Consider the following 17,254-nt stretch of genomic DNA (forward strand, 5'->3'; position numbering starts at 1 on the left):
AATTGCCGACGAACGGAACTGCGCCCAGGGTGCGGCAAGCGGTGGCCGCGACCCGATCACGGCCACCAGGCATCAATGCCTGCGCAGTCGTGCCAGGGTCTGTTCGGCCAGGCGCAGGGTCAGCTCGTAGGCCGGCAGCTCCACGCCCAGGCGCAATGCTTGTCCGGACCACAGGTTGGCGAATTGCGCCTCGCCTTTTGCCCGCAGCGGCAGCAGTGCGCCACCGGCCCGGGGAAAGGCCGGTGCCAGCGGGCTGATCGGGCCGAGTTCACGCATCACGCGGTTGACGATGCCCCGCGCCGGGCGGCCAGTGAACAGGTTGGTCAGCGCGGTCTGGCTTTCCTTGGCGGTGCGCAGCGCCTTGTGGTGGGAGGCGCTGACCTTGGCTTCCGGAGTGAACAGGTAGGCGGTGCCCAGTTGTACGGCCGAGGCGCCCAGCGCCAGTGCCGCGACGATGCCCCGGGCATCACCGATGCCGCCGGCGGCGATCACCGGCACCTTCACGGCATCGACGATCTGCGGCACCAGGGCCATGGTGCCGACCTGGGTATCCAGGCTGTCGCTGAGGAAGATCGCCCGGTGCCCGCCGGCTTCGTACCCCATGGCGATGATCGCGTCGCAACCACGAGCTTCCAGCCACAGGGCTTCGTCGACGGTGGTGGCCGAGGACAGGATCTTCGCACCAGTGGCCTTGATCCGCGCCAGCAACGCCGGCTCCGGCAGGCCGAAATGGAAGCTCACGACCTCGGGCCGCAGTTCTTCCACCAACTGGCAACCGGTTTCATCGAAGGGGGCACGATCGCTGACCGGTGTCGGTGCGTCGAAGTCGACTCCCAGTTCGCGATAGTAGGGTTCCAGGGCGTTCTTCCAGCGGCTTTCGCGCTCGCTGTCGACGGCCTGCACCTGGTGGCAGAAGAAGTTGAGATTCAACGGATGGTGCGTGGCGCAACGAATCACCTGTACTTCCTGGCGGATCTGCTCGGGGCTGAGCATGGCGCAGGGCAGCGAGCCCAGGGCGCCGGCGCGGGAGGCGCCGATCACCATGGCGGAACCGGCGGGGCCGGCCATGGGCGCTTGAATGATCGGCAGTTCGATTCCCAGCAGGTCCAGCAGGCGAGTATCGGTCCATGGGCTCATTTGAAGTGGTTCTCCAGCGGCGGATTCAGACGATGCTGCGGCGTTTTTTAACAGGAGAAAGCGGCCCAAGGCCAGCTGAGTTTTGCCCGGCTTGCATGAAAGCCGCGGTGGATCGGCCGTGCCGGGTGATACCGGGCAGGCTGTCTGCGGTCGCTTCCAGGCGCTAGACTGCGCCGGGATTTTCCACTCATCGTTTCGTTAAGGAAGGCCGACCATGGAAGTAAAACTGCGGGAAGTGCTGCCTTTCAGGGTGGCGGGATTGCAAGTGCGTACCCTCAACACCCTGGAGCAACAGGCGGATACCGCGCGGATCGGTCCGATGTGGCAGCGTTTCTACGTCGAGAACCTGTACGACAAGATTGCCCCAAGGCAAATGGATTCCTTCGTCTACGGGGTGTATTCCAACTACGAGTCCGATGCCTCGGGGTATTTCGACGTGACCGCCGGCGTGGCGCTGGACGCGGCCTGCGCCGATTATCCGATGGTGGATATCCAGGGAGGGGATTACCTGGTGTTCAGCGCCAAGGGGGAAATGCCGGAGTGCGTGATCCAGGCCTGGGGATTCATCTGGGCGTACTTCCAGGACAACCCCCAGGTGCGCCGCGCCTATGCCACCGACTTCGAGGTCTATACCAGCGCCGACTCGGTGGCGATCTATATCGGCGTTCATGCCTCGGGCGAGCTTTCTCGCTCCAGCAACTGACGCTTGCGTTCCACACCCCAGCGATAGCCCGAGAGGTCGCCGTCGCTGCGCACCACGCGGTGGCAGGGAATCGCCACTGCCAGGCTGTTGGCGCCACAAGCCTGGGCCACTGCCCGGTACGAGCGCGGGGCGCCGATGCGTTGGGCGATCTCGGAATAGCTGGCGGTGCTGCCGGCCGGGATGGTTCTCAGGGCCTGCCAGACCCGCTCCTGGAAAGCGGTGCCGCGCAGGTCCAGGGGCAGGTTCAGGCCGATGGCCGGTGCCTCGATGAAGCCCACCACCTGGGCTACCAGTTGCTCGAACTGCTGGTCGGCGCCGATCAGGTTGGCCCGGGGAAATTTGTCCTGCAGTTCCTGCACCAACCGCTCGGGATCGTCTCCCAGGAGAATGGCGCAGACTCCGCGCTCGCTTTGGGCCACCAGGATCGCTCCCAGCGAGCACTGGCCCACGGCGAAGCGGATATCGCGGTTGGAGCCGCCGGCGCGATAGTCGCTGGGTTTCATGCCCAGGACCTGGTCCGCCGCCTCGTAGAAGCGGCTGTTGGAATTGAAGCCGGCGTCGTACAGGGCATCGGTCACTGATTGACCCTGCTGCAAATGCGAGCGGACCTTGCGCGAGCGCTGCGCATTGGCATAGCCCCGCGGGGTCAAGCCGGTGACCGCCTTGAAGACCCGGTGGAAGTGGTAGCTGCTCATTCCCGCCTGCTGTGCCAGTTGCTCCAGGCTGGGCGCCGACTCGGCGCTCTCGATCTGCCGGCAGGCCGCCGCCACCAGCGCACCATAGCGCGCCGCGAGCTGGGTCTGGTCGCCGGCCTGGCGCTTGCTCGGGCGATAGCCTGCGGCCTCGGCTTGCTCGGCATTGTCGAAGAACTCGACGTTTTCCGCCTTCGGCAGGCGTGACAGGCTGCTGGGCCGGCAATACACGCCGGTGGTCCTGACGGCATAGACGAAGCGGTCGTCGGCGCTGGCGTCGCGGTTGAGCACGGCCTGCCAGCGGGGGTCCTGTTCGATGCGCTGTTTGCGCGACGGAGCATTCATGGTCGGTTCTCGGCTGGGAATGGTGGCCAGCTTAACCTTGTCCCCCTTGCTCGGCACTCCGTCGCTTGCGGTCTAATTCCAGGGTCGGGCCGGCTTGGCGAAATGTCAGGTTGATCCGTTGCTGGCCGAGCAAGGGATGGCTGCCATCCTTCACGGGGAGTACGCCGTGATAGCGCAGGCGATCCACGCCGCCCCAGACCACCACGTCGCCGTGCAGCAAGGGCACCCGCAGGCTGCGATCGCTGCGTTGCAAGCCGCCGAACAGAAAGACCGCCGGCAGGCCCAGGGACAGGGAGACGATGGGCGCGCTGTAGTCGTGCTCGTTCTTATCCTGGTGCAGGGACATCTTTGCCCCGGGACGGTAGCAGTTGATCAGGCAGGAGTCGGGGGTGAAGTCGGCGAAGCCTGCGGCGTGCGCTGCCGCCACGGCCAGTTGGCGGAAGACTTCGGGCATCCTCGGCCATGGATACCCATTCTGCGGGTCGGTGGCGCTATAGCGGTAGCCAGTCAAGTCGGTGGTCCAGCCCAGTTGCCCGCAACTGCTCAGGCCCACCGACATGGTGAAGCCGCCGGGGGTGAGCATCTGGCGAAAGGGCGCCTGCGCCAGCACTTGCTCCAGTGCCGGCAGCAGGCGTTCGATCCAGGGCAAGGCAAACCCGCGCAGCGCCAGGGATTGTGGCCCCAGATGCTCCATGCGTGGGGGCTGCTGCAGTTCTTCCTCGCTGAACAGGCCGAGGTTGCCAGGGGCGGTATCGCTAGAGCGCATCGTGGAAAATAACTCCCAGAGTATGGCGTTGGCCGCTGTGCACACGGCTGACGCCATGGCGCATGGTCACCCGGTAATGGCCGCGAGAGCCCTTGACCGGTCGATGATGCACGGCGAATACCAGCCCATCACCCTGCTTCAGACCAATGACCTGGGGGCGCGATTGCATGCGTGGACGCTGTTCGGTGAGCACCAGTTCGCCACCTGTGAAGTCCTTTTCGGGTTGGGACAGCAAGAACACCACCTGCAAGGGAAAGACATGTTCGCCGTAGAGGTCCTGGTGCAGGCAGTTGTAGTCCCCGGTGGTGTATTGCAGCAACAGCGGCGTGGGGCGTTGCTGCCCAGCCTCATGGCAGCGCTGCAGGAACTGCGGGTGCTGTTCGGGGTAGTGGGTGTCGATGCCCATGGCCAGGTTCCAGCGGTTGGCGATCGCCACCAAGCGTGGATACAGCTGCTGGCGCAACTGGGCTACCAGCTCGGGCAGCGGATAGCGAAAGTACTGGTACTGGCCGAGCCCGAAGCCATGGCGGGCCATGAGCACCTTGGAGCGAAACAGCTCGCTGTGGGGGTAGAGTTCGCTCAGGGCCTGGCATTCATCGACGTTCAGCAGCCCTTGGAGACGGGCGCAGCCGTCCTGGTCGAGGGCCTGGTCGATGCAGGCCCAGTCCAGTCGTTGCAGGCGATGGGGCAGGGGGGAGACGGTCATGGCGCAAGTTTCCTGGACAGAAGGCGGACTGCAGTCATTCTGCGGCCCCGAGAAGTGGCGGGCACTCCGCTGCTTGCGCTTGAATCCGATTACAGGGCCTTGCTCACGCTGACATCGCTGATGACGTCGTCGCTCTGGCCGTGCAGGGCCAGCAGGGCGGTCAGTGCTTCTTCGGCGGTACCGGTTTCGAGCTGGGCGAATTCGAAGCGACGCTCGCCGTTTAGCTTGTACTTGATGACGTATTTGGTGGTGTTGGGCACGGGGCTACCTGTTTGTCACAAGGAGGGGAAAGCGCTACCTAGCGCAATTTCGAAGTGGAGCGGCGGATGATGCGGATCGAGTGAGTCAGGTTCGGCTTGCGGGTCACGCTGATGGCGCGCCGGGAAACGGTGTCGATGGTGATGTTCCAGAAGCCGGTGCTGGGGGCGGTGATCTTCGCCGGGAACTTGTCGAAGGCGCCGCCGTGATAGGTGTGCCGGCCGCCGTTCTTGAAGCTGCGGAAGTTGGCGTCGTTCATCAGGCGGATGTTGCAGGTCTGGGAGCATTCGATGACGACGATGTCGTCCTCGTTGAGGTGCTCGCGCTGATGGATGAATTTCATGTAGGGGGGACTCCAGGAAGCCGATTGCGGCTAAAGCAAAAAACGTTTGCGTGGGCAGTGCTGCAGTTTATCAGGCTGAAGGGTTTATTATCCGGCCCCGCTGTCGGGCTTTGACAATTTAAAACAGTTATTTGGATTTTTATCGGCGATAAAGCCGTGCCTCCGGAGAAAAATGGCGTGCTGGCTGTCGGAGGGTTTTTCATTGGAGATTTCATATGAAGCGGTGGGTGTGGGTACTGGCATTGGCAATCGGTGGCTGTTCCACCGTCTCGGATATCAACCAGACGCCACCGACCCTGAATGTCATTTCCGGGAAAAAGCCCGAAGAGTACGCCAAGTGCCTGAGCGCGAGGCTGGCCGACAGCCGTGGTGCCTTGCAGCTTGAGGCGAACAAGTCCGGCGGTTATCGAGTGATAGTCCCGCAAAGCCTGTCGCCGGCCCCGGCGGCGATTTTCTATATCGATGAACGTTCTGGTGGTAGCAGCATCAAGCTGCACGAGCAGATGTCCAACAACCCGTTGCGTCCTGGGGATGTGCTCAAGGCCGGGGAGCGCTGCATCTCCGGTTGAAGGGCGTGTAACGGCACGCCTGCAAGGTTTCCTGCGCTACTCGACAGGAAGCCGGCAGGCTTTTTTTTGCCTGCTGGAAAGACCGGGCAACCCCGGCTTTTCGGGCTGTAGAGGGTAATTGGGCGTTGTCGGTGTGGATCTATTGACCTACTATTCTGCTGCTTATATCAAGTAAGTCTAAGCATATAACTAGAATAATGGAGTTCATATGATCCCACTGGATCGAATGCTATTGAGTGGCCTGATGCTGCTTTTTGTGCAATCTGCCCATGCCGTGGACGGGCAGAAAGTCTTCACCCAGGGCGGCTCCCAGCCGGGGGCCGCGGCCTGCATGGCCTGTCATGGTGCGGATGCGATGGGCCTGGGGCCAGCCGGTTTTCCGCGTCTGGCCGGCTTGCCGGCGGGGTACCTGAGCAAGCAACTGCATGATTTTCGCAGTGGTGCTCGTACCAGCCCGGTCATGCAACCGCTGGCCAAGGCCCTGACCGAAGATGAAATCTCCGCCGTGACCGCCACCCTCGCTGCCATGCCTGCCTCGAAAACCCCTGCTACCAGTCGCGCCCAGCCTGCGGTCGGGGTGGGCGAGCGCCTGGCCTTGCGCGGAGCCTGGGATCGCCAGGTACCCGAGTGCGTCAGTTGTCATGGCCCAGGGGGTGCGGGTGTCGGCCAGGCTTTTCCACCGCTGGCCGGGCAGCCTGCTACCTATTTGGCGGCGCAGCTGAACGCCTGGCGCGAGGGTGCTCGGCACAATGACCCCAATGACCTGATGGGGCATATCGCCAAGTCCCTGAGTGCCGAGGAAGTCACCGCGGTGGCGGACTACTTCGCCAACCTGAGCCAGAAGGAGGCACGTCCATGAAGCCAATGATTGCAGGGGCGGTGCTGGCGGCGCTGGCGGCCCAGGTGCAAGCGGCCGGGATCGCCATGGAAGACCAGTCGCAGATCCAGGCGCCGAGCGCATCCGCCAGCACCCGGTATTTCCAGGCACCGGCCGAGAGTGAACTGCCGGACAACGCCTACGGCAAGCTGGTGCGCGAGGGGCATGCATTGTTCGTCGATACCAAGCGCCTGGCGCCGAAGTATGTGGGCAACGGCCTCAACTGCAGTAACTGTCACCTCGACCAGGGGCGCCTGGCCAACTCCGCTCCGCTGTGGGGCGCCTATCCGATGTATCCCGCCTATCGCAAGAAAAACGACAAGGTCAATACCTTCGCCGAGCGCTTGCAGGGCTGCTTCCAGTTCAGCATGAACGGTGGCCAGCCGCCGGCGGCGGACAGTCCGGAAATCACCGCGTTGTCGGTATACGCCTATTGGTTGGCGAGCAAGGCGCCGTTGGGCACCGAGCTGCCGGGCCGTGGTTATCCCGACGTGCCGCAGCCGGCCAAGGGGTATGACCTCAAGCGTGGCGCCGCGGTGTACCAGGCGCAGTGCTCGGTCTGCCATGGCGAGCAAGGCCAGGGGCAGAAATCAGGGGGGGGCTACGTGATGCCGCCGCTCTGGGGCAAGGACTCCTACAACTGGGGAGCAGGGATGCACCGGATCAATACCGCGGCGTCATTCATCAAGCACAACATGCCCTTGGGCAAGGGGGGCAGCCTGAGCGATGAGCAAGCGTGGGACGTCGCGGCCTTCGTCAACAGCCATGAACGGCCTCAGGATCCGCGCCTGGTGGATGGCTCGATCGAGAAGACCCGAGTCAAGTTTCACGCCAACGATGGGGTGAATCTGTATGGGCAAACGGTAGAAGGCGTACTGATCGGCCAAGGCATCCGATAAACTGTCGTCTATCGTCACCGATGCCGCCCGGGCTCCCGCCTTGGCGGCATCGTCTTTTTGGGAGAAAGCATGAAGCGGGAACACGTCAGGGAAAAGCATGCAGAGGGCTTGATCTCTGCCACCCATGTAATCCAGAACCCGGCCAACTCCGGGGAGTGGATCGTGTTTTTCAAGAAAAGCGCTGGGCGCAGCTATTTCCTGGTGGATGACAGCGACGAGGTGGAATCCTTCACGCGCCTGGACGACTTGATCGAGACCATTCGCGGCCTGGGGATCAAGTTTGCCGAGATCCATATCTAGGCCTCGCTATTTGCAGACCACTACCACGCTGCGGCTCTTGTAGTTGCCGACATCCACGCCCAGGGTCTTGTCGCTTTCATTGGGGGCAGGAGTGCCTTGCGTACCGATGATCCGATAGCCGGTACCGGCGCAGGAGGCCTCGGCCTTTTCATAGCAGCCGGCCCAGGATCCGGCTTCCCCGGAACAGTCTATGCTCAAAGCCTGTTCGCCATTGGCCAGGTAGGTATCGGACACGGTGGCGCAGCCGCCCAGGGCCAGGATCGCCGAGATTACCAGCAGTTTGTTCATGGATTTTTCGTCGTCTTGAAGGGGGTGGGAACATCGGTTGGCGATGCTATAGCTAATGGCCATGGCGGTACAGGAATTGCTGATCGCTCTTGGCCTTGCTCTTGTTGTAGCTGCTTGCAGGCGGTGTTGCGAGATCGGTGCCGCAGGCATCATGCCTGGTGCCATCACCGGTTATCCGAAAGGGGCTTGGATGTTACCCGGGATCGCCCGCAAGCAGGCTGTCTACGCTCTCGCTGGTCGGGCTGGAAGCAGCGCACTGCAAGCCTTTGGGCTCATGCTCCAAGCGATCCGCTGGACGCTGCGGAACTATCTGGCGCTTTATTTCTCTATGATGGCAGCGGTTAGCCAGTGTGGGGCATTGTAAGGTGCTCGCCGCCTGATTAGACTGCGCCGAAACTCGTACGCACAGCCTTATTTAAGGACTCATATGATCAAGAAATGCTTGTTCCCTGCAGCCGGTTACGGTACTCGCTTCCTGCCAGCGACTAAGGCCATGCCCAAAGAAATGCTGCCGGTGGTGAACAAGCCACTGATCCAGTACGGCGTTGAAGAAGCGCTGGATGCTGGGTTGAATGAAATCTCCATCGTGACCGGTCGTGGCAAGCGCGCCCTCGAAGACCACTTCGACATCAGTTACGAGTTGGAAAACCAGATCAAGGGCACCGACAAGGAGAAGTACCTGGTCGGTATTCGCAAGCTGCTGGACGAGTGCTCGTTCTCCTACACCCGCCAGACCGAAATGAAGGGCCTGGGCCATGCGATTCTCACCGGTCGCCCGCTGATCGGTGACGAACCTTTCGCGGTAGTGCTGGCTGACGACCTGTGCGTCAACCTCGAAGGCGACGGCGTGCTGACCCAGATGGTCAAGCTGTACAAGCAGTTCCGTTGCTCGATCGTGGCCATCCAGGAAGTCGACCCACAGGAAACCAACAAGTACGGCGTGATCGCCGGCGAGATGATCCGCGACGATATCTATCGCGTTCACAGCATGGTCGAGAAGCCAAAGCCCGAGGATGCTCCATCGAACCTGGCGATCATCGGCCGCTATATCCTGACTCCGGATATCTTCGACCTGATCGAGCAGACCGAGCCAGGCAAGGGTGGCGAGATCCAGATCACCGACGCCCTGATGAAGCAGGCGCAAAACGGTTGCGTGATGGCCTACAAGTTCAAGGGCAAGCGTTTTGACTGCGGTGGCGCCGAAGGCTACATCGAAGCGACCAACTTCTGCTTCGAGAACTTCTACAAGACCGGCAAGGCTTACTGATAGTCGCTGCACGGTTTTCTCTGGAAAAGCCACCTGCGGGTGGCTTTTTCATTTATCGCCCATATGTCCATCCACTGCGCTGACCGCTTCGCCATCTGCGGTTATGCTTGTCAGCCTGCCTGGGAGAGTGAAATGGCCTACGATTTTGATCTGTATGTAATTGGCGCCGGTTCCGGCGGTGTACGTTGCGCACGTTTTGCCGCAGGCTTCGGGGCGAAGGTCGCGGTGGCCGAGAGCCGTTACCTGGGAGGCACCTGCGTCAACGTCGGCTGCGTGCCGAAGAAGCTGTTGGTGTACGGCGCCCACTTCGCCGAAGACTTCGAGCAGGCCTCCGGGTTCGGCTGGGATCTTGGTGCGGCGAATTTCGACTGGGCGACCCTGATCGGCAACAAGGATCGGGAAATCCATCGCCTCAACGGCATCTATCGCAACTTGCTGGTCAACAGCGGCGTGACCCTGCACGAAGGGCACGCCAAGTTGATCGATCCGCATCAGGTGGAGGTCAATGGCCAACGCTATACCGCCAGGCACATCCTGATCGCCACTGGCGGCTGGCCGCAGATTCCGGACATCCCGGGGCGCGAGCATGCCATCAGCTCCAATGAAGCCTTCTATCTCAAGGAACTGCCCAAGCGCATCCTGGTGGTGGGTGGCGGCTACATCGCGGTGGAGTTCGCCGGAATCTTCCATGGCCTGGGGGCGGATACCCAGTTGTTGTATCGCGGCGACTTGTTCCTGCGCGGCTTCGATGGCGCGGTGCGCAAGCACCTCCAGGAAGAGCTGACCAAGCGCGGCTTGGGGTTGCAGTTCAATGCCGACATCGAGCGTATCGACAAGCAAGCCGACGGCAGTCTCGAGGTTACCCTCAAGGATGGTCGCAAGCTGGCGGCCGACTGCGTGTTCTATGCCACGGGGCGCCGGCCGATGCTCGACAACCTGGGCCTGGAGAACACCGCGGTCAAGCTCGACAAGCGCGGCTTCATCGAGGTCGACGATCTGTATCAGAGCAGCGAGCCGTCGATCCTGGCCATTGGCGATGTGATCGGCCGGGTGCAGTTGACCCCGGTGGCCCTGGCCGAAGGCATGGCCGTGGCGCGCCGCCTGTTCCAGCCCGAGCAGTATCGCCCGGTGGATTACCGGATGATTCCTACTGCCGTGTTCAGCCTGCCGAACATCGGCACCGTCGGTCTCACTGAAGAGCAAGCGCGCGAGGCCGGGCACCAGGTGCAGATTTTCGAAAGCCGTTTCCGGCCGATGAAGCTGACCCTGACCGACTGTCAGGAGCGCACCCTGATGAAGCTGGTGGTGGATGCCGAGACCGACAAGGTGCTGGGTTGCCACATGGTCGGCCCGGACGCAGGTGAGATCGTCCAGGGCCTGGCCATTGCACTGAAGGCCGGGGCGACCAAGCGTGACTTCGACGAAACCATCGGCGTGCATCCGACCGCCGCTGAAGAGTTCGTCACCATGCGGACCCCGGTCGTCGGCTGATCAGGCGTCCTTTGCTGGGCCTGGCTGGGCCTTGTCGGCAGCCAGGCGCAGCGCCTCCAGGCTGGTTTCGGCCTTGGTGACGCGTGCTTCCAGTTCCTTGCCCGCCCGGGTTTGTTGCCGATTCTTTTCCTTGAGTGCCTGGATCTCTTCCAGAGCTACGCGCAAGCGCTCCTGAAGCAGGGTGCCTTCGTTGCCCTGGCGGGCCAGTTGCTCATTGAGTTGCGCCTGCTGGGCGCTGCCCTGGCTCAGCGCTTCCTGGGTCTGCTTGAGCGCCTTGAGAGTGGTGCGTTGCTCGCCGAGCAGGCGTTCGTTGTCGCGGTGCAACTGGGTGATCTCATCCTGGCGTACCAGGAGGCTCTGCTGGGCCTGGCGCAACTCCATCTGGACTTGCTGCATTTGCCCCTCGTGGCGACGCAGTTCCTGGTCGCGCTGCTCCTTGCTGGCTGCGCGGTAATGCTCCAGGGCGTCGCGGGCATGCAGGTGCTTTTCTTCCAGGGAACGGATCTGCTGTTCCTTGTCGGCCAGGCGCAGGTCGTAATCCTTGAGGGCCTGGCCGAGTTCGGCATTGTGGGTCCGTTCGCCCTGCAGCATGTTGCGGGTGTCGTGTAGCGTGGCGCTTTCGTTGGCCAGTGCCGCGACCTTGTCCTGTATTTGCTGCTGCAGTCGCTCTTCGTGGCGGCGCATTTCCTCCAGTTGCTGTTCCAGCGCCTGCTTCTGCTCCTGGAAGTGGGCGAGGGCCTGTTCCAGTGGCTCCTGGGCCTGCTCCGAAAGACGCCGGGCGAGGCGCCTGACCAGCTCCGCGAGCTCTTCGTCCAGCGGTACCGGGCCGGAATCCCGTTGTCCGGCGCCGTCATCCAGCTCTTTCAAGTAGCGGTGGATGGTGGTTTTCGAGCCGGTATTGCCCATTTCTATACGTACTGCATCGATGCTGGGGTGCCCGCCGCGGGCAAGGATCGCCTGGCGCGCCTTTTTCACCACCGCTTTGTTTATGCCTCCGCGAGCCATCTTGCCTCCAACGATTTAGTACTGTGTTACGTGGTATGTAATTTAGGTAATTGTACATATGAATTTGCATGCCAGATAGCAGGATCATGACAGTGGATATTTTAGTATTATCCAATCTCAGCGACCTGCATCGGGTTTTCCTGCCGATTTTGCCCTGTACTTGCTGGAGTCAAGGCGCCATGAGTGAACTGGATCGTTATCTACAAGCGGCCACCCGCGACAACACACGCCGCAGCTATCGAGCGGCCATCGAGCATTTCGAGGTGCAGTGGGGAGGCTTCCTGCCGGCGACGGCGGAAGGCGTCGCCCGTTACCTGGCGGCCTATGCCGGCGAGTTGTCGATCAACACGTTGAAGCTGCGCTTGTCGGCATTGGCGCAGTGGCATAACAGCCAGGGTTTCGTCGACCCGACCAAGGCCCCGGTGGTGCGCCAGGTACTCAAGGGGATTCGGGCCGTGCACCCAGCCCAGGAGAAGCAGGCCGTGCCTTTGCAGCTGCAGGACCTGGAGCGGGTGGCCAGCTGGCTCGATGAGCAGGCGTCGCAAGCTCTGGCCGAGCGTTGCCAGGCCGGCCTGCTGCGGGCGCGGCGGGATCGGGCGTTGATCCTTCTGGGGTTCTGGCGTGGCTTTCGCAGCGACGAGCTCTGTCGTGTGCAGGTCGAGCATGTGCAGGCCCACGCCGGCTCCGGCATCAGCCTGTACTTGCCGCGCAGCAAGGGCGATCGGGACAACCTGGGCCGTACCTACAGCACGCCGGCCTTGCAGCGCCTGTGCCCGGTGCAGGCCTACATCGAATGGATCAATACCGCCGCACTGGTACGCGGGCCGGTATTTCGCGCCATCGATCGCTGGGGCAACCTGGGCGAGCAGGGGCTGCATGCCAACAGTGTGATTCCCCTGTTGCGCCAGGTGCTGGAGCAGGCCGGTATCGCCGCCGAGTGCTACACCAGCCATTCCCTGCGCCGCGGGTTCGCCACTTGGGCCCAGCGCAGCGGCTGGGACCTGAAGTCGCTGATGGCCTACGTGGGGTGGAAGGACCTGAAATCGGCCATGCGCTATGTCGAGGCAGAGCCCTTCGCGGGCATGGCGCAGCTCAGGGAGAAGGCGGTCGCCCCTTAGGCAAGGTTTTTTCTATTAATACTCAGGGCTCATAGCCAAAACCAATCGAGAGCATCAGGTTTACCAATGAGCCAGATGGCGACTCATTGGCTAGGATTCTCCCCATCAAGTTTTCACCCAATGTCTTCAACCACTGATGGAGAGTCAACGATGCCTATCATCAACAGCCAAGTTAAACCGTTCAAAGCTACTGCATTCAAAAACGGTGAGTTCGTCGAAGTATCGGATGCCGACCTGAAAGGCAAGTGGTCCGTAGTGTTCTTCTACCCAGCTGACTTCACCTTCGTCTGCCCGACCGAGCTGGAAGACCTGGCCGACAACTACGCCGAATTCCAGAAGCTGGGCGTTGAGATCTACAGCGTTTCCACCGACACCCACTTCGCCCACGCTGCCTGGCACAACACTTCGCCAGCCATCGGCAAGATCAAGTACACCATGATCGGCGATCCGACCCTGGCCATCTCCCGCAACTTCGACGTGCTGATCGAAGAAGCCGGCCTGGCTGACCGCGGTACCTTCGTGATCAACCCGGAAGGCCAGATCAAGATCGTTGAAATCAACGATGGCGGCGTAGGCCGTGACGCTTCCGAGCTGCTGCGCAAGATCAAGGCCGCCCAGTACGTTGCTGCCCACCCAGGCGAAGTCTGCCCAGCCAAGTGGAAAGAAGGCGAGGCCACCCTGGCTCCGTCCCTGGACCTGGTCGGCAAGATCTAAGTCCATGCGTCATGCAGAGGCGGTCATCCGCACTTAAGTAAGCCGCACCGCCCTCAAATAACGCCCGGGCGAGATTCGCCCGGGCGTTGTTTTTTTACCGAACCAAAGGAAATCGCCCGTATGTTGGACGCCAATCTTAAATCTCAGTTGAAGTCATACCTGGAGCGGGTCACACAGCCGATCGAGATCGTCGCCTCCCTCGACGACGGTGCGAAATCCCAGGAAATGCTCGCTCTACTCAAAGACATCGTCAGTCTTTCCAATCAAATTACCTTGCTCGACAACGGTACCGATGCGCGCAAGCCGTCGTTCTCGTTGAATCGCCCGGGGAGTGATATCAGCCTGCGTTTCGCCGGTATCCCCATGGGCCACGAGTTCACTTCCCTGGTACTGGCGCTGTTGCAAGTGGGTGGCCATCCATCCAAGGCCAGCGCGGAAGTGATCGAGCAGGTCCGCTCGCTCAAGGGCGAGTTCAACTTCGAAACCTATTTCTCGCTGTCCTGCCAGAACTGCCCGGACGTGGTCCAGGCACTGAACCTGATGGCGGTGCTCAACCCCAATATTCGCCACGTGGCCATCGATGGCGCGCTGTTCCAGGCCGAGGTTGACGAGCGCAAGGTCATGGCCGTGCCCAGCATCTACCTCAATGGCGTGAATTTCGGCCAAGGCCGCATGGGCCTGGAAGAAATCCTGGCCAAGCTCGACACCGGCGCGCTGGAGAAACAAGCGCAGAAACTCAGCGCCAAGGAAGCCTTCGACGTGCTGGTGGTCGGCGGTGGCCCGGCCGGCGCTGCGGCAGCCATCTATGCTGCGCGCAAGGGGATCCGCACCGGTGTGGTCGCCGAGCGTTTCGGTGGGCAAGTGCTGGACACCATGGCCATCGAGAACTTCATCTCGGTGCAGGAGACTGAAGGCCCGAAACTGGCCGCGGCCCTGGAAGAGCACGTCAAGCAATACGACGTCGATATCATGAACCTGCAGCGTGCCAGTGCCCTGGTGCCAGCCAAGGACGCGGGTGGCCTGCATGAGGTGCGGTTCGAGAGCGGCGCCAGCCTCAAGGCCAAGTCGGTGATCCTGGCCACCGGTGCGCGCTGGCGTGAAATGGGCGTGCCCGGTGAGCAAGAGTACAAGGCCAAGGGTGTGTGCTTCTGCCCGCACTGCGATGGCCCGCTGTTCAAGGGCAAGCGCGTGGCAGTGATCGGCGGCGGCAACTCCGGTGTCGAAGCGGCCATCGACCTGGCGGGTATCGTCAGCCATGTGACCCTGCTGGAGTTCGACAGCCAACTGCGTGCCGACGCTGTGCTGCAACGCAAGTTGTTCAGCCTGCCCAACGTCAAGGTCATCACCAGTGCCCTGACCAGCGAAGTCAAGGGCGACGGGCAGAAGGTCACTGGCCTGGTCTACAAGGATCGCCAGTCGGGTGAGTTCAACAACGTCGAACTGGAAGGCATCTTCGTACAGATCGGCCTGCTGCCCAACACCGACTGGCTCAAGGGCACGGTTGAATTGTCGCCACGTGGCGAGATCATCGTCGATGCGCGCGGCGAGACTTCCTTGCCTGGAGTGTTTGCGGCAGGTGACGTCACCACGGTGCCGTACAAGCAGATCGTGATCGCGGTGGGCGAGGGGGCCAAGGCATCCCTGAGTGCTTTCGACCACCTGATCCGGACCTCGGCGCCGGACTGAGCCGCCCCCTGGAACAACAAAACCCCATGAGCCATGGCCCATGGGGTTTTTTCTTGCCTGGCGAACCAGGCCCGGCTGGGTGCTGCCTTACAGCGGAGCTGGCTGGATGATCTCGACCCAGTAGCCATCCGGATCCTTGATGAAGGCCAGGCTTTTCATGCGGCCGTCGTTCAGGCGCTTCTGGAAGTCGCAGCCCAGGGCTTCGAAGCGCTCGCAGGCGGCGACGATGTCCGGTACCGAGATGCAGATGTGGCCGAAACCGCGAGGGTCGGTATTACCGTTGTGATAGGCGAACTGCGGGTCGTTCTCGGTGCCGTGGTTGTGGGTCAGCTCGAGAATGCCGGGGATCGACTTCATCCATTCGGTACGCGCTGCAGCGTCGACCGGGATCTGCGCCTTGTCCACCAGGGCCAGGAAGTACAGGCTGAACTCAGCCTCGGGGAAATCACGTTTCTCCACCAGGGAGAAACCCAGGACCCGGGTGTAGAAGTCCAGGGAGCGGGTGATGTCCTTGACGCGCAACATGGTGTGGTTGAACACGAAGCGGGCGGTGGCGGCGTCAGGCTGGGCGGTTACGCCGGGAAAAGTGTTGAGTTCGTTGAGGCTCATGGGCCCTCCGGGAAATGAGACGGCAAGGGCTGGTCGAAGGCTCGGGCAGCGGCTTGCCGGGGCAATGGTTCGGATATCCTTGGGATTGGCCAATGATACGCAAGTGCCTGGGATGGGCCAAACCCAAAGCTCTTGATCTATTGCCCATTCCTGGCGCCGGGCTCAGACTCCAGGCTCCCTTTTCCAGTGTACAGAACATGATCCTGTCGTTCAGAACCCCCGTTGTAGCCCTGTTCCTGGCAATGCTCGCCGGTGCCGCCCAGGCGGCTCCCGAAATCAGCTGGCCCCAGGGCTGGACGGTGGAACCGGTGCCCTCCCAGGAGGCCGACCAGGCCGCCAAGGTGTCGCGCCAGCGGGCGGTGAAGAACGACGCCGCGGGCAATCCGCAACTGGTCATGGAGTTGACCATGAGCCAGGTCGAGCCCGGGCATGTAGTCAATCTCCAGGGGGTATTGCTGGAGATGCGCAAGTCAGTACAGAAGGACTTTGCCCAAGGTGGTTACCAGAGCGTGTGCAACAAGATCCATGCCGCGCAGTTGAGTCGCCTCGAAGCATTGGAAACCACTTGCACTATTACCCAGAATGGCCGGCATGTGCTGTCACAAACATTGGTGGCCGCATTGGATGGGGATAAGGCTTATGTACTTTCATACGCTGGCCAGGCAGCGGCTTATGCCGATAGTCGGGATGAAGTACTCGCCATTCGAAATAACCTGAAACTTTAAGCGGGTTTAAGGCTCATCGTTTGCTTTCTGCGTGTTGCAGGTTCGTTATCGAAAGGCATTAAGCGTGAAGTTGAGCATGCCCGGCCCTTATTCCGCGCTGGCTGCAGCTCGCGAGAGGGCAGATGTGATGCAGGAGTCTGCCTGCAATGTGCGTAAGATCTTTCCTTTGACTCTGGGGCACTAAAATTATTCCGCTCAATAAAAAGCCCTGCATGTGCAGGGCCTTTTTCAGGTGCGGCTTTGTTCAAGCGCGCAGCCAGGAGTCCACAGTAGCGGCGCCGTATTGTTCTTTCCAAGCCTTCAGGCCGCGATGGTTGCCGCCCTTGGTTTCGATCAGCTCGCCGGTGTGCGGGTTCTGGTAGACCTTGACCACACGGGCGCGGCGCTGTTTAGGGGCGCTGGCCTGTGGCAGGCCGGCCTTGCCCAGGTTCGGATCGAGGATCGCGATGATGTCACGCAGGTTCTTGTCGTAGGACTTCATCAGAGCCTGGAGTTTTTCTTCGAACTCGATTTCCTTCTTGAGCCCGGCGTCGTTCTTCAGGGATTCAAGCTGGGCGAGCTGTTCTTGAAGTGCTTTCTCGGCAGCACGGAATTCAGCAAGTCTGGACAATATCTTCACTCCAATAGTCTATTTTGGCTAATACACAGCACAAACAAAGCTATAAGCCATGAACTGGTTAAGGTTCGATTAACTGGCCTACCTGTGAATCTTGTACAGGCGTGAAAAATTGTAGTAGTTAACGCGCCGCGAGTAAA

Annotated in this window: 21 protein-coding genes; 11 read left to right on the forward strand and 10 right to left on the reverse strand. The window is 61.4% G+C overall.

Going from position 1 to position 17,254, the window contains the following annotated elements:
- Positions 1-72 precede the first annotated feature (72 nt).
- On the reverse strand, positions 73-1,137 hold the full coding sequence (locus tag AC3WK8_RS24555) for an NAD(P)H-dependent flavin oxidoreductase (protein ID WP_103326064.1): 1,065 nt from the start codon (positions 1,135-1,137) through the stop codon (positions 73-75).
- Positions 1,138-1,351: 214 nt separating this feature from the next.
- Between AC3WK8_RS24555 and AC3WK8_RS24560 the strand changes: the two genes are divergently transcribed.
- Positions 1,352-1,840 carry a GyrI-like domain-containing protein gene (locus AC3WK8_RS24560; protein ID WP_022639124.1) on the forward strand — a complete coding sequence of 163 codons (489 nt, stop codon included), beginning with the start codon at positions 1,352-1,354 and terminating at the stop codon, positions 1,838-1,840.
- Here the strand turns inward: AC3WK8_RS24560 and ada are convergent.
- The 5 genes from ada to AC3WK8_RS24585 form a co-directional block, all read right to left on the reverse strand.
- Positions 1,804-2,877, reverse strand: coding sequence for a bifunctional DNA-binding transcriptional regulator/O6-methylguanine-DNA methyltransferase Ada (gene ada, locus AC3WK8_RS24565; protein WP_085599946.1), 1,074 nt, complete (start codon positions 2,875-2,877; stop codon positions 1,804-1,806). The genes AC3WK8_RS24560 and ada overlap by 37 nt on opposite strands.
- Positions 2,878-2,908: 31 nt before the next feature.
- Positions 2,909-3,643: a DNA oxidative demethylase AlkB gene (alkB, locus tag AC3WK8_RS24570; RefSeq protein WP_085599843.1), complete on the reverse strand. Its 735-nt coding sequence runs from the start codon at positions 3,641-3,643 to the stop codon at positions 2,909-2,911.
- Positions 3,633-4,349: a 2OG-Fe(II) oxygenase gene (locus tag AC3WK8_RS24575; protein ID WP_085599845.1), complete on the reverse strand. Its 717-nt coding sequence runs from the start codon at positions 4,347-4,349 to the stop codon at positions 3,633-3,635. The genes alkB and AC3WK8_RS24575 overlap by 11 nt, the downstream gene beginning before the upstream one ends.
- Positions 4,350-4,438: 89 nt before the next feature.
- Positions 4,439-4,609 (reverse strand): hypothetical protein, encoded by a 171-nt coding sequence (locus tag AC3WK8_RS24580; RefSeq protein WP_022639120.1) that lies wholly within the window; start codon positions 4,607-4,609, stop codon positions 4,439-4,441.
- A gap of 38 nt (positions 4,610-4,647) precedes the next feature.
- On the reverse strand, positions 4,648-4,950 hold the full coding sequence (locus tag AC3WK8_RS24585) for a DUF1883 domain-containing protein (protein WP_022639119.1): 303 nt from the start codon (positions 4,948-4,950) through the stop codon (positions 4,648-4,650).
- A gap of 215 nt (positions 4,951-5,165) precedes the next feature.
- Between AC3WK8_RS24585 and AC3WK8_RS24590 the strand changes: the two genes are divergently transcribed.
- The 4 genes from AC3WK8_RS24590 (at position 5,166) to AC3WK8_RS24605 (ending at position 7,595) form a co-directional block, all read left to right on the forward strand.
- Positions 5,166-5,519 (forward strand): hypothetical protein, encoded by a 354-nt coding sequence (locus AC3WK8_RS24590; protein ID WP_022639118.1) that lies wholly within the window; start codon positions 5,166-5,168, stop codon positions 5,517-5,519.
- Between the two features lie 208 nt (positions 5,520-5,727).
- A complete protein-coding gene (locus tag AC3WK8_RS24595; protein ID WP_085599847.1) occupies positions 5,728-6,378 on the forward strand; it encodes a c-type cytochrome in 651 nt (216 codons plus the stop codon).
- A gap of 65 nt (positions 6,379-6,443) precedes the next feature.
- Entirely contained in the window at positions 6,444-7,295 is an 852-nt protein-coding gene (locus AC3WK8_RS24600; RefSeq protein WP_404696088.1) for a c-type cytochrome, read from the forward strand.
- A 69-nt stretch (positions 7,296-7,364) separates the two neighbouring features.
- Positions 7,365-7,595 (forward strand): hypothetical protein, encoded by a 231-nt coding sequence (locus tag AC3WK8_RS24605; protein ID WP_103326066.1) that lies wholly within the window; start codon positions 7,365-7,367, stop codon positions 7,593-7,595.
- Between the two features lie 6 nt (positions 7,596-7,601).
- Here AC3WK8_RS24605 and AC3WK8_RS24610 read toward each other — a convergent pair whose 3' ends face one another.
- Positions 7,602-7,883, reverse strand: a complete 282-nt coding sequence (locus AC3WK8_RS24610; protein WP_103326067.1) for a hypothetical protein — start codon at positions 7,881-7,883, stop codon at positions 7,602-7,604.
- A 427-nt stretch (positions 7,884-8,310) separates the two neighbouring features.
- Between AC3WK8_RS24610 and galU the strand changes: the two genes are divergently transcribed.
- Together galU and gorA are read left to right on the forward strand one after the other, a co-directional pair.
- Positions 8,311-9,150: a UTP--glucose-1-phosphate uridylyltransferase GalU gene (gene galU / locus AC3WK8_RS24615; RefSeq protein WP_022639112.1), complete on the forward strand. Its 840-nt coding sequence runs from the start codon at positions 8,311-8,313 to the stop codon at positions 9,148-9,150.
- Between the two features lie 132 nt (positions 9,151-9,282).
- Positions 9,283-10,641 (forward strand): glutathione-disulfide reductase, encoded by a 1,359-nt coding sequence (gene gorA, locus AC3WK8_RS24620; RefSeq protein ID WP_085599855.1) that lies wholly within the window; start codon positions 9,283-9,285, stop codon positions 10,639-10,641.
- Here the strand turns inward: gorA and AC3WK8_RS24625 are convergent, their stop codons facing one another.
- Complete coding sequence (locus tag AC3WK8_RS24625; protein ID WP_103326069.1) at positions 10,642-11,646, reverse strand: DNA-binding protein; 1,005 nt, start codon at positions 11,644-11,646, stop codon at positions 10,642-10,644. It abuts the gene before it with no gap.
- Between the two features lie 179 nt (positions 11,647-11,825).
- On the opposite strand from AC3WK8_RS24625, the gene AC3WK8_RS24630 reads away from it, so the two are divergent.
- From AC3WK8_RS24630 to ahpF, 3 genes are all read left to right on the forward strand, one after another.
- Positions 11,826-12,764 carry a site-specific integrase gene (locus AC3WK8_RS24630; RefSeq protein ID WP_103326070.1) on the forward strand — a complete coding sequence of 313 codons (939 nt, stop codon included), beginning with the start codon at positions 11,826-11,828 and terminating at the stop codon, positions 12,762-12,764.
- 150 nt (positions 12,765-12,914) lie between these two features.
- Positions 12,915-13,478: an alkyl hydroperoxide reductase subunit C gene (ahpC, locus tag AC3WK8_RS24635; RefSeq protein ID WP_017907017.1), complete on the forward strand. Its 564-nt coding sequence runs from the start codon at positions 12,915-12,917 to the stop codon at positions 13,476-13,478.
- Between the two features lie 120 nt (positions 13,479-13,598).
- On the forward strand, positions 13,599-15,164 hold the full coding sequence (gene ahpF / locus AC3WK8_RS24640) for an alkyl hydroperoxide reductase subunit F (RefSeq protein ID WP_103326071.1): 1,566 nt from the start codon (positions 13,599-13,601) through the stop codon (positions 15,162-15,164).
- An 87-nt stretch (positions 15,165-15,251) separates the two neighbouring features.
- Here ahpF and gloA read toward each other — a convergent pair whose 3' ends face one another.
- The gene (gene gloA, locus AC3WK8_RS24645) at positions 15,252-15,773 is read right to left on the reverse strand and encodes a lactoylglutathione lyase (RefSeq protein ID WP_022639107.1); all 522 of its coding nucleotides are present in this window, start codon (positions 15,771-15,773) and stop codon (positions 15,252-15,254) included.
- 197 nt (positions 15,774-15,970) lie between these two features.
- Here gloA and AC3WK8_RS24650 point away from each other — a divergent pair, with 197 nt between their 5' ends.
- Positions 15,971-16,498, forward strand: coding sequence for a DUF4946 domain-containing protein (locus AC3WK8_RS24650; protein ID WP_085599948.1), 528 nt, complete (start codon positions 15,971-15,973; stop codon positions 16,496-16,498).
- Positions 16,499-16,742: 244 nt separating this feature from the next.
- Here the strand turns inward: AC3WK8_RS24650 and AC3WK8_RS24655 are convergent, their stop codons facing one another.
- Positions 16,743-17,108, reverse strand: a complete 366-nt coding sequence (locus tag AC3WK8_RS24655; RefSeq protein ID WP_022639105.1) for a histone-like nucleoid-structuring protein, MvaT/MvaU family — start codon at positions 17,106-17,108, stop codon at positions 16,743-16,745.
- Positions 17,109-17,254 lie beyond the last annotated feature (146 nt).

The sequence above is a fragment of the Pseudomonas sp. FW507-12TSA genome (assembly GCF_058781435.1).

Excerpts from the sequence above, each read along its gene's own strand:
- AC3WK8_RS24555 (WP_103326064.1), bottom strand. The coding sequence starts at position 1,137 with ATGAGCCCATGGACCGATACTCGCCTGCTGGACCTGCTGGGAATCGAA.
- AC3WK8_RS24560 (WP_022639124.1), top strand. The coding sequence starts at position 1,352 with ATGGAAGTAAAACTGCGGGAAGTGCTGCCTTTCAGGGTGGCGGGATTG.
- ada (WP_085599946.1), bottom strand. The coding sequence starts at position 2,877 with ATGAATGCTCCGTCGCGCAAACAGCGCATCGAACAGGACCCCCGCTGG.
- alkB (WP_085599843.1), bottom strand. The coding sequence starts at position 3,643 with ATGCGCTCTAGCGATACCGCCCCTGGCAACCTCGGCCTGTTCAGCGAG.
- AC3WK8_RS24575 (WP_085599845.1), bottom strand. The coding sequence starts at position 4,349 with ATGACCGTCTCCCCCCTGCCCCATCGCCTGCAACGACTGGACTGGGCC.
- AC3WK8_RS24585 (WP_022639119.1), bottom strand. The coding sequence starts at position 4,950 with ATGAAATTCATCCATCAGCGCGAGCACCTCAACGAGGACGACATCGTC.
- AC3WK8_RS24590 (WP_022639118.1), top strand. The coding sequence starts at position 5,166 with ATGAAGCGGTGGGTGTGGGTACTGGCATTGGCAATCGGTGGCTGTTCC.
- AC3WK8_RS24595 (WP_085599847.1), top strand. The coding sequence starts at position 5,728 with ATGATCCCACTGGATCGAATGCTATTGAGTGGCCTGATGCTGCTTTTT.
- AC3WK8_RS24600 (WP_404696088.1), top strand. The coding sequence starts at position 6,444 with ATGGAAGACCAGTCGCAGATCCAGGCGCCGAGCGCATCCGCCAGCACC.
- AC3WK8_RS24605 (WP_103326066.1), top strand. The coding sequence starts at position 7,365 with ATGAAGCGGGAACACGTCAGGGAAAAGCATGCAGAGGGCTTGATCTCT.
- AC3WK8_RS24610 (WP_103326067.1), bottom strand. The coding sequence starts at position 7,883 with ATGAACAAACTGCTGGTAATCTCGGCGATCCTGGCCCTGGGCGGCTGC.
- galU (WP_022639112.1), top strand. The coding sequence starts at position 8,311 with ATGATCAAGAAATGCTTGTTCCCTGCAGCCGGTTACGGTACTCGCTTC.
- gorA (WP_085599855.1), top strand. The coding sequence starts at position 9,283 with ATGGCCTACGATTTTGATCTGTATGTAATTGGCGCCGGTTCCGGCGGT.
- AC3WK8_RS24625 (WP_103326069.1), bottom strand. The coding sequence starts at position 11,646 with ATGGCTCGCGGAGGCATAAACAAAGCGGTGGTGAAAAAGGCGCGCCAG.
- AC3WK8_RS24630 (WP_103326070.1), top strand. The coding sequence starts at position 11,826 with ATGAGTGAACTGGATCGTTATCTACAAGCGGCCACCCGCGACAACACA.
- ahpC (WP_017907017.1), top strand. The coding sequence starts at position 12,915 with ATGCCTATCATCAACAGCCAAGTTAAACCGTTCAAAGCTACTGCATTC.
- ahpF (WP_103326071.1), top strand. The coding sequence starts at position 13,599 with ATGTTGGACGCCAATCTTAAATCTCAGTTGAAGTCATACCTGGAGCGG.
- gloA (WP_022639107.1), bottom strand. The coding sequence starts at position 15,773 with ATGAGCCTCAACGAACTCAACACTTTTCCCGGCGTAACCGCCCAGCCT.
- AC3WK8_RS24650 (WP_085599948.1), top strand. The coding sequence starts at position 15,971 with ATGATCCTGTCGTTCAGAACCCCCGTTGTAGCCCTGTTCCTGGCAATG.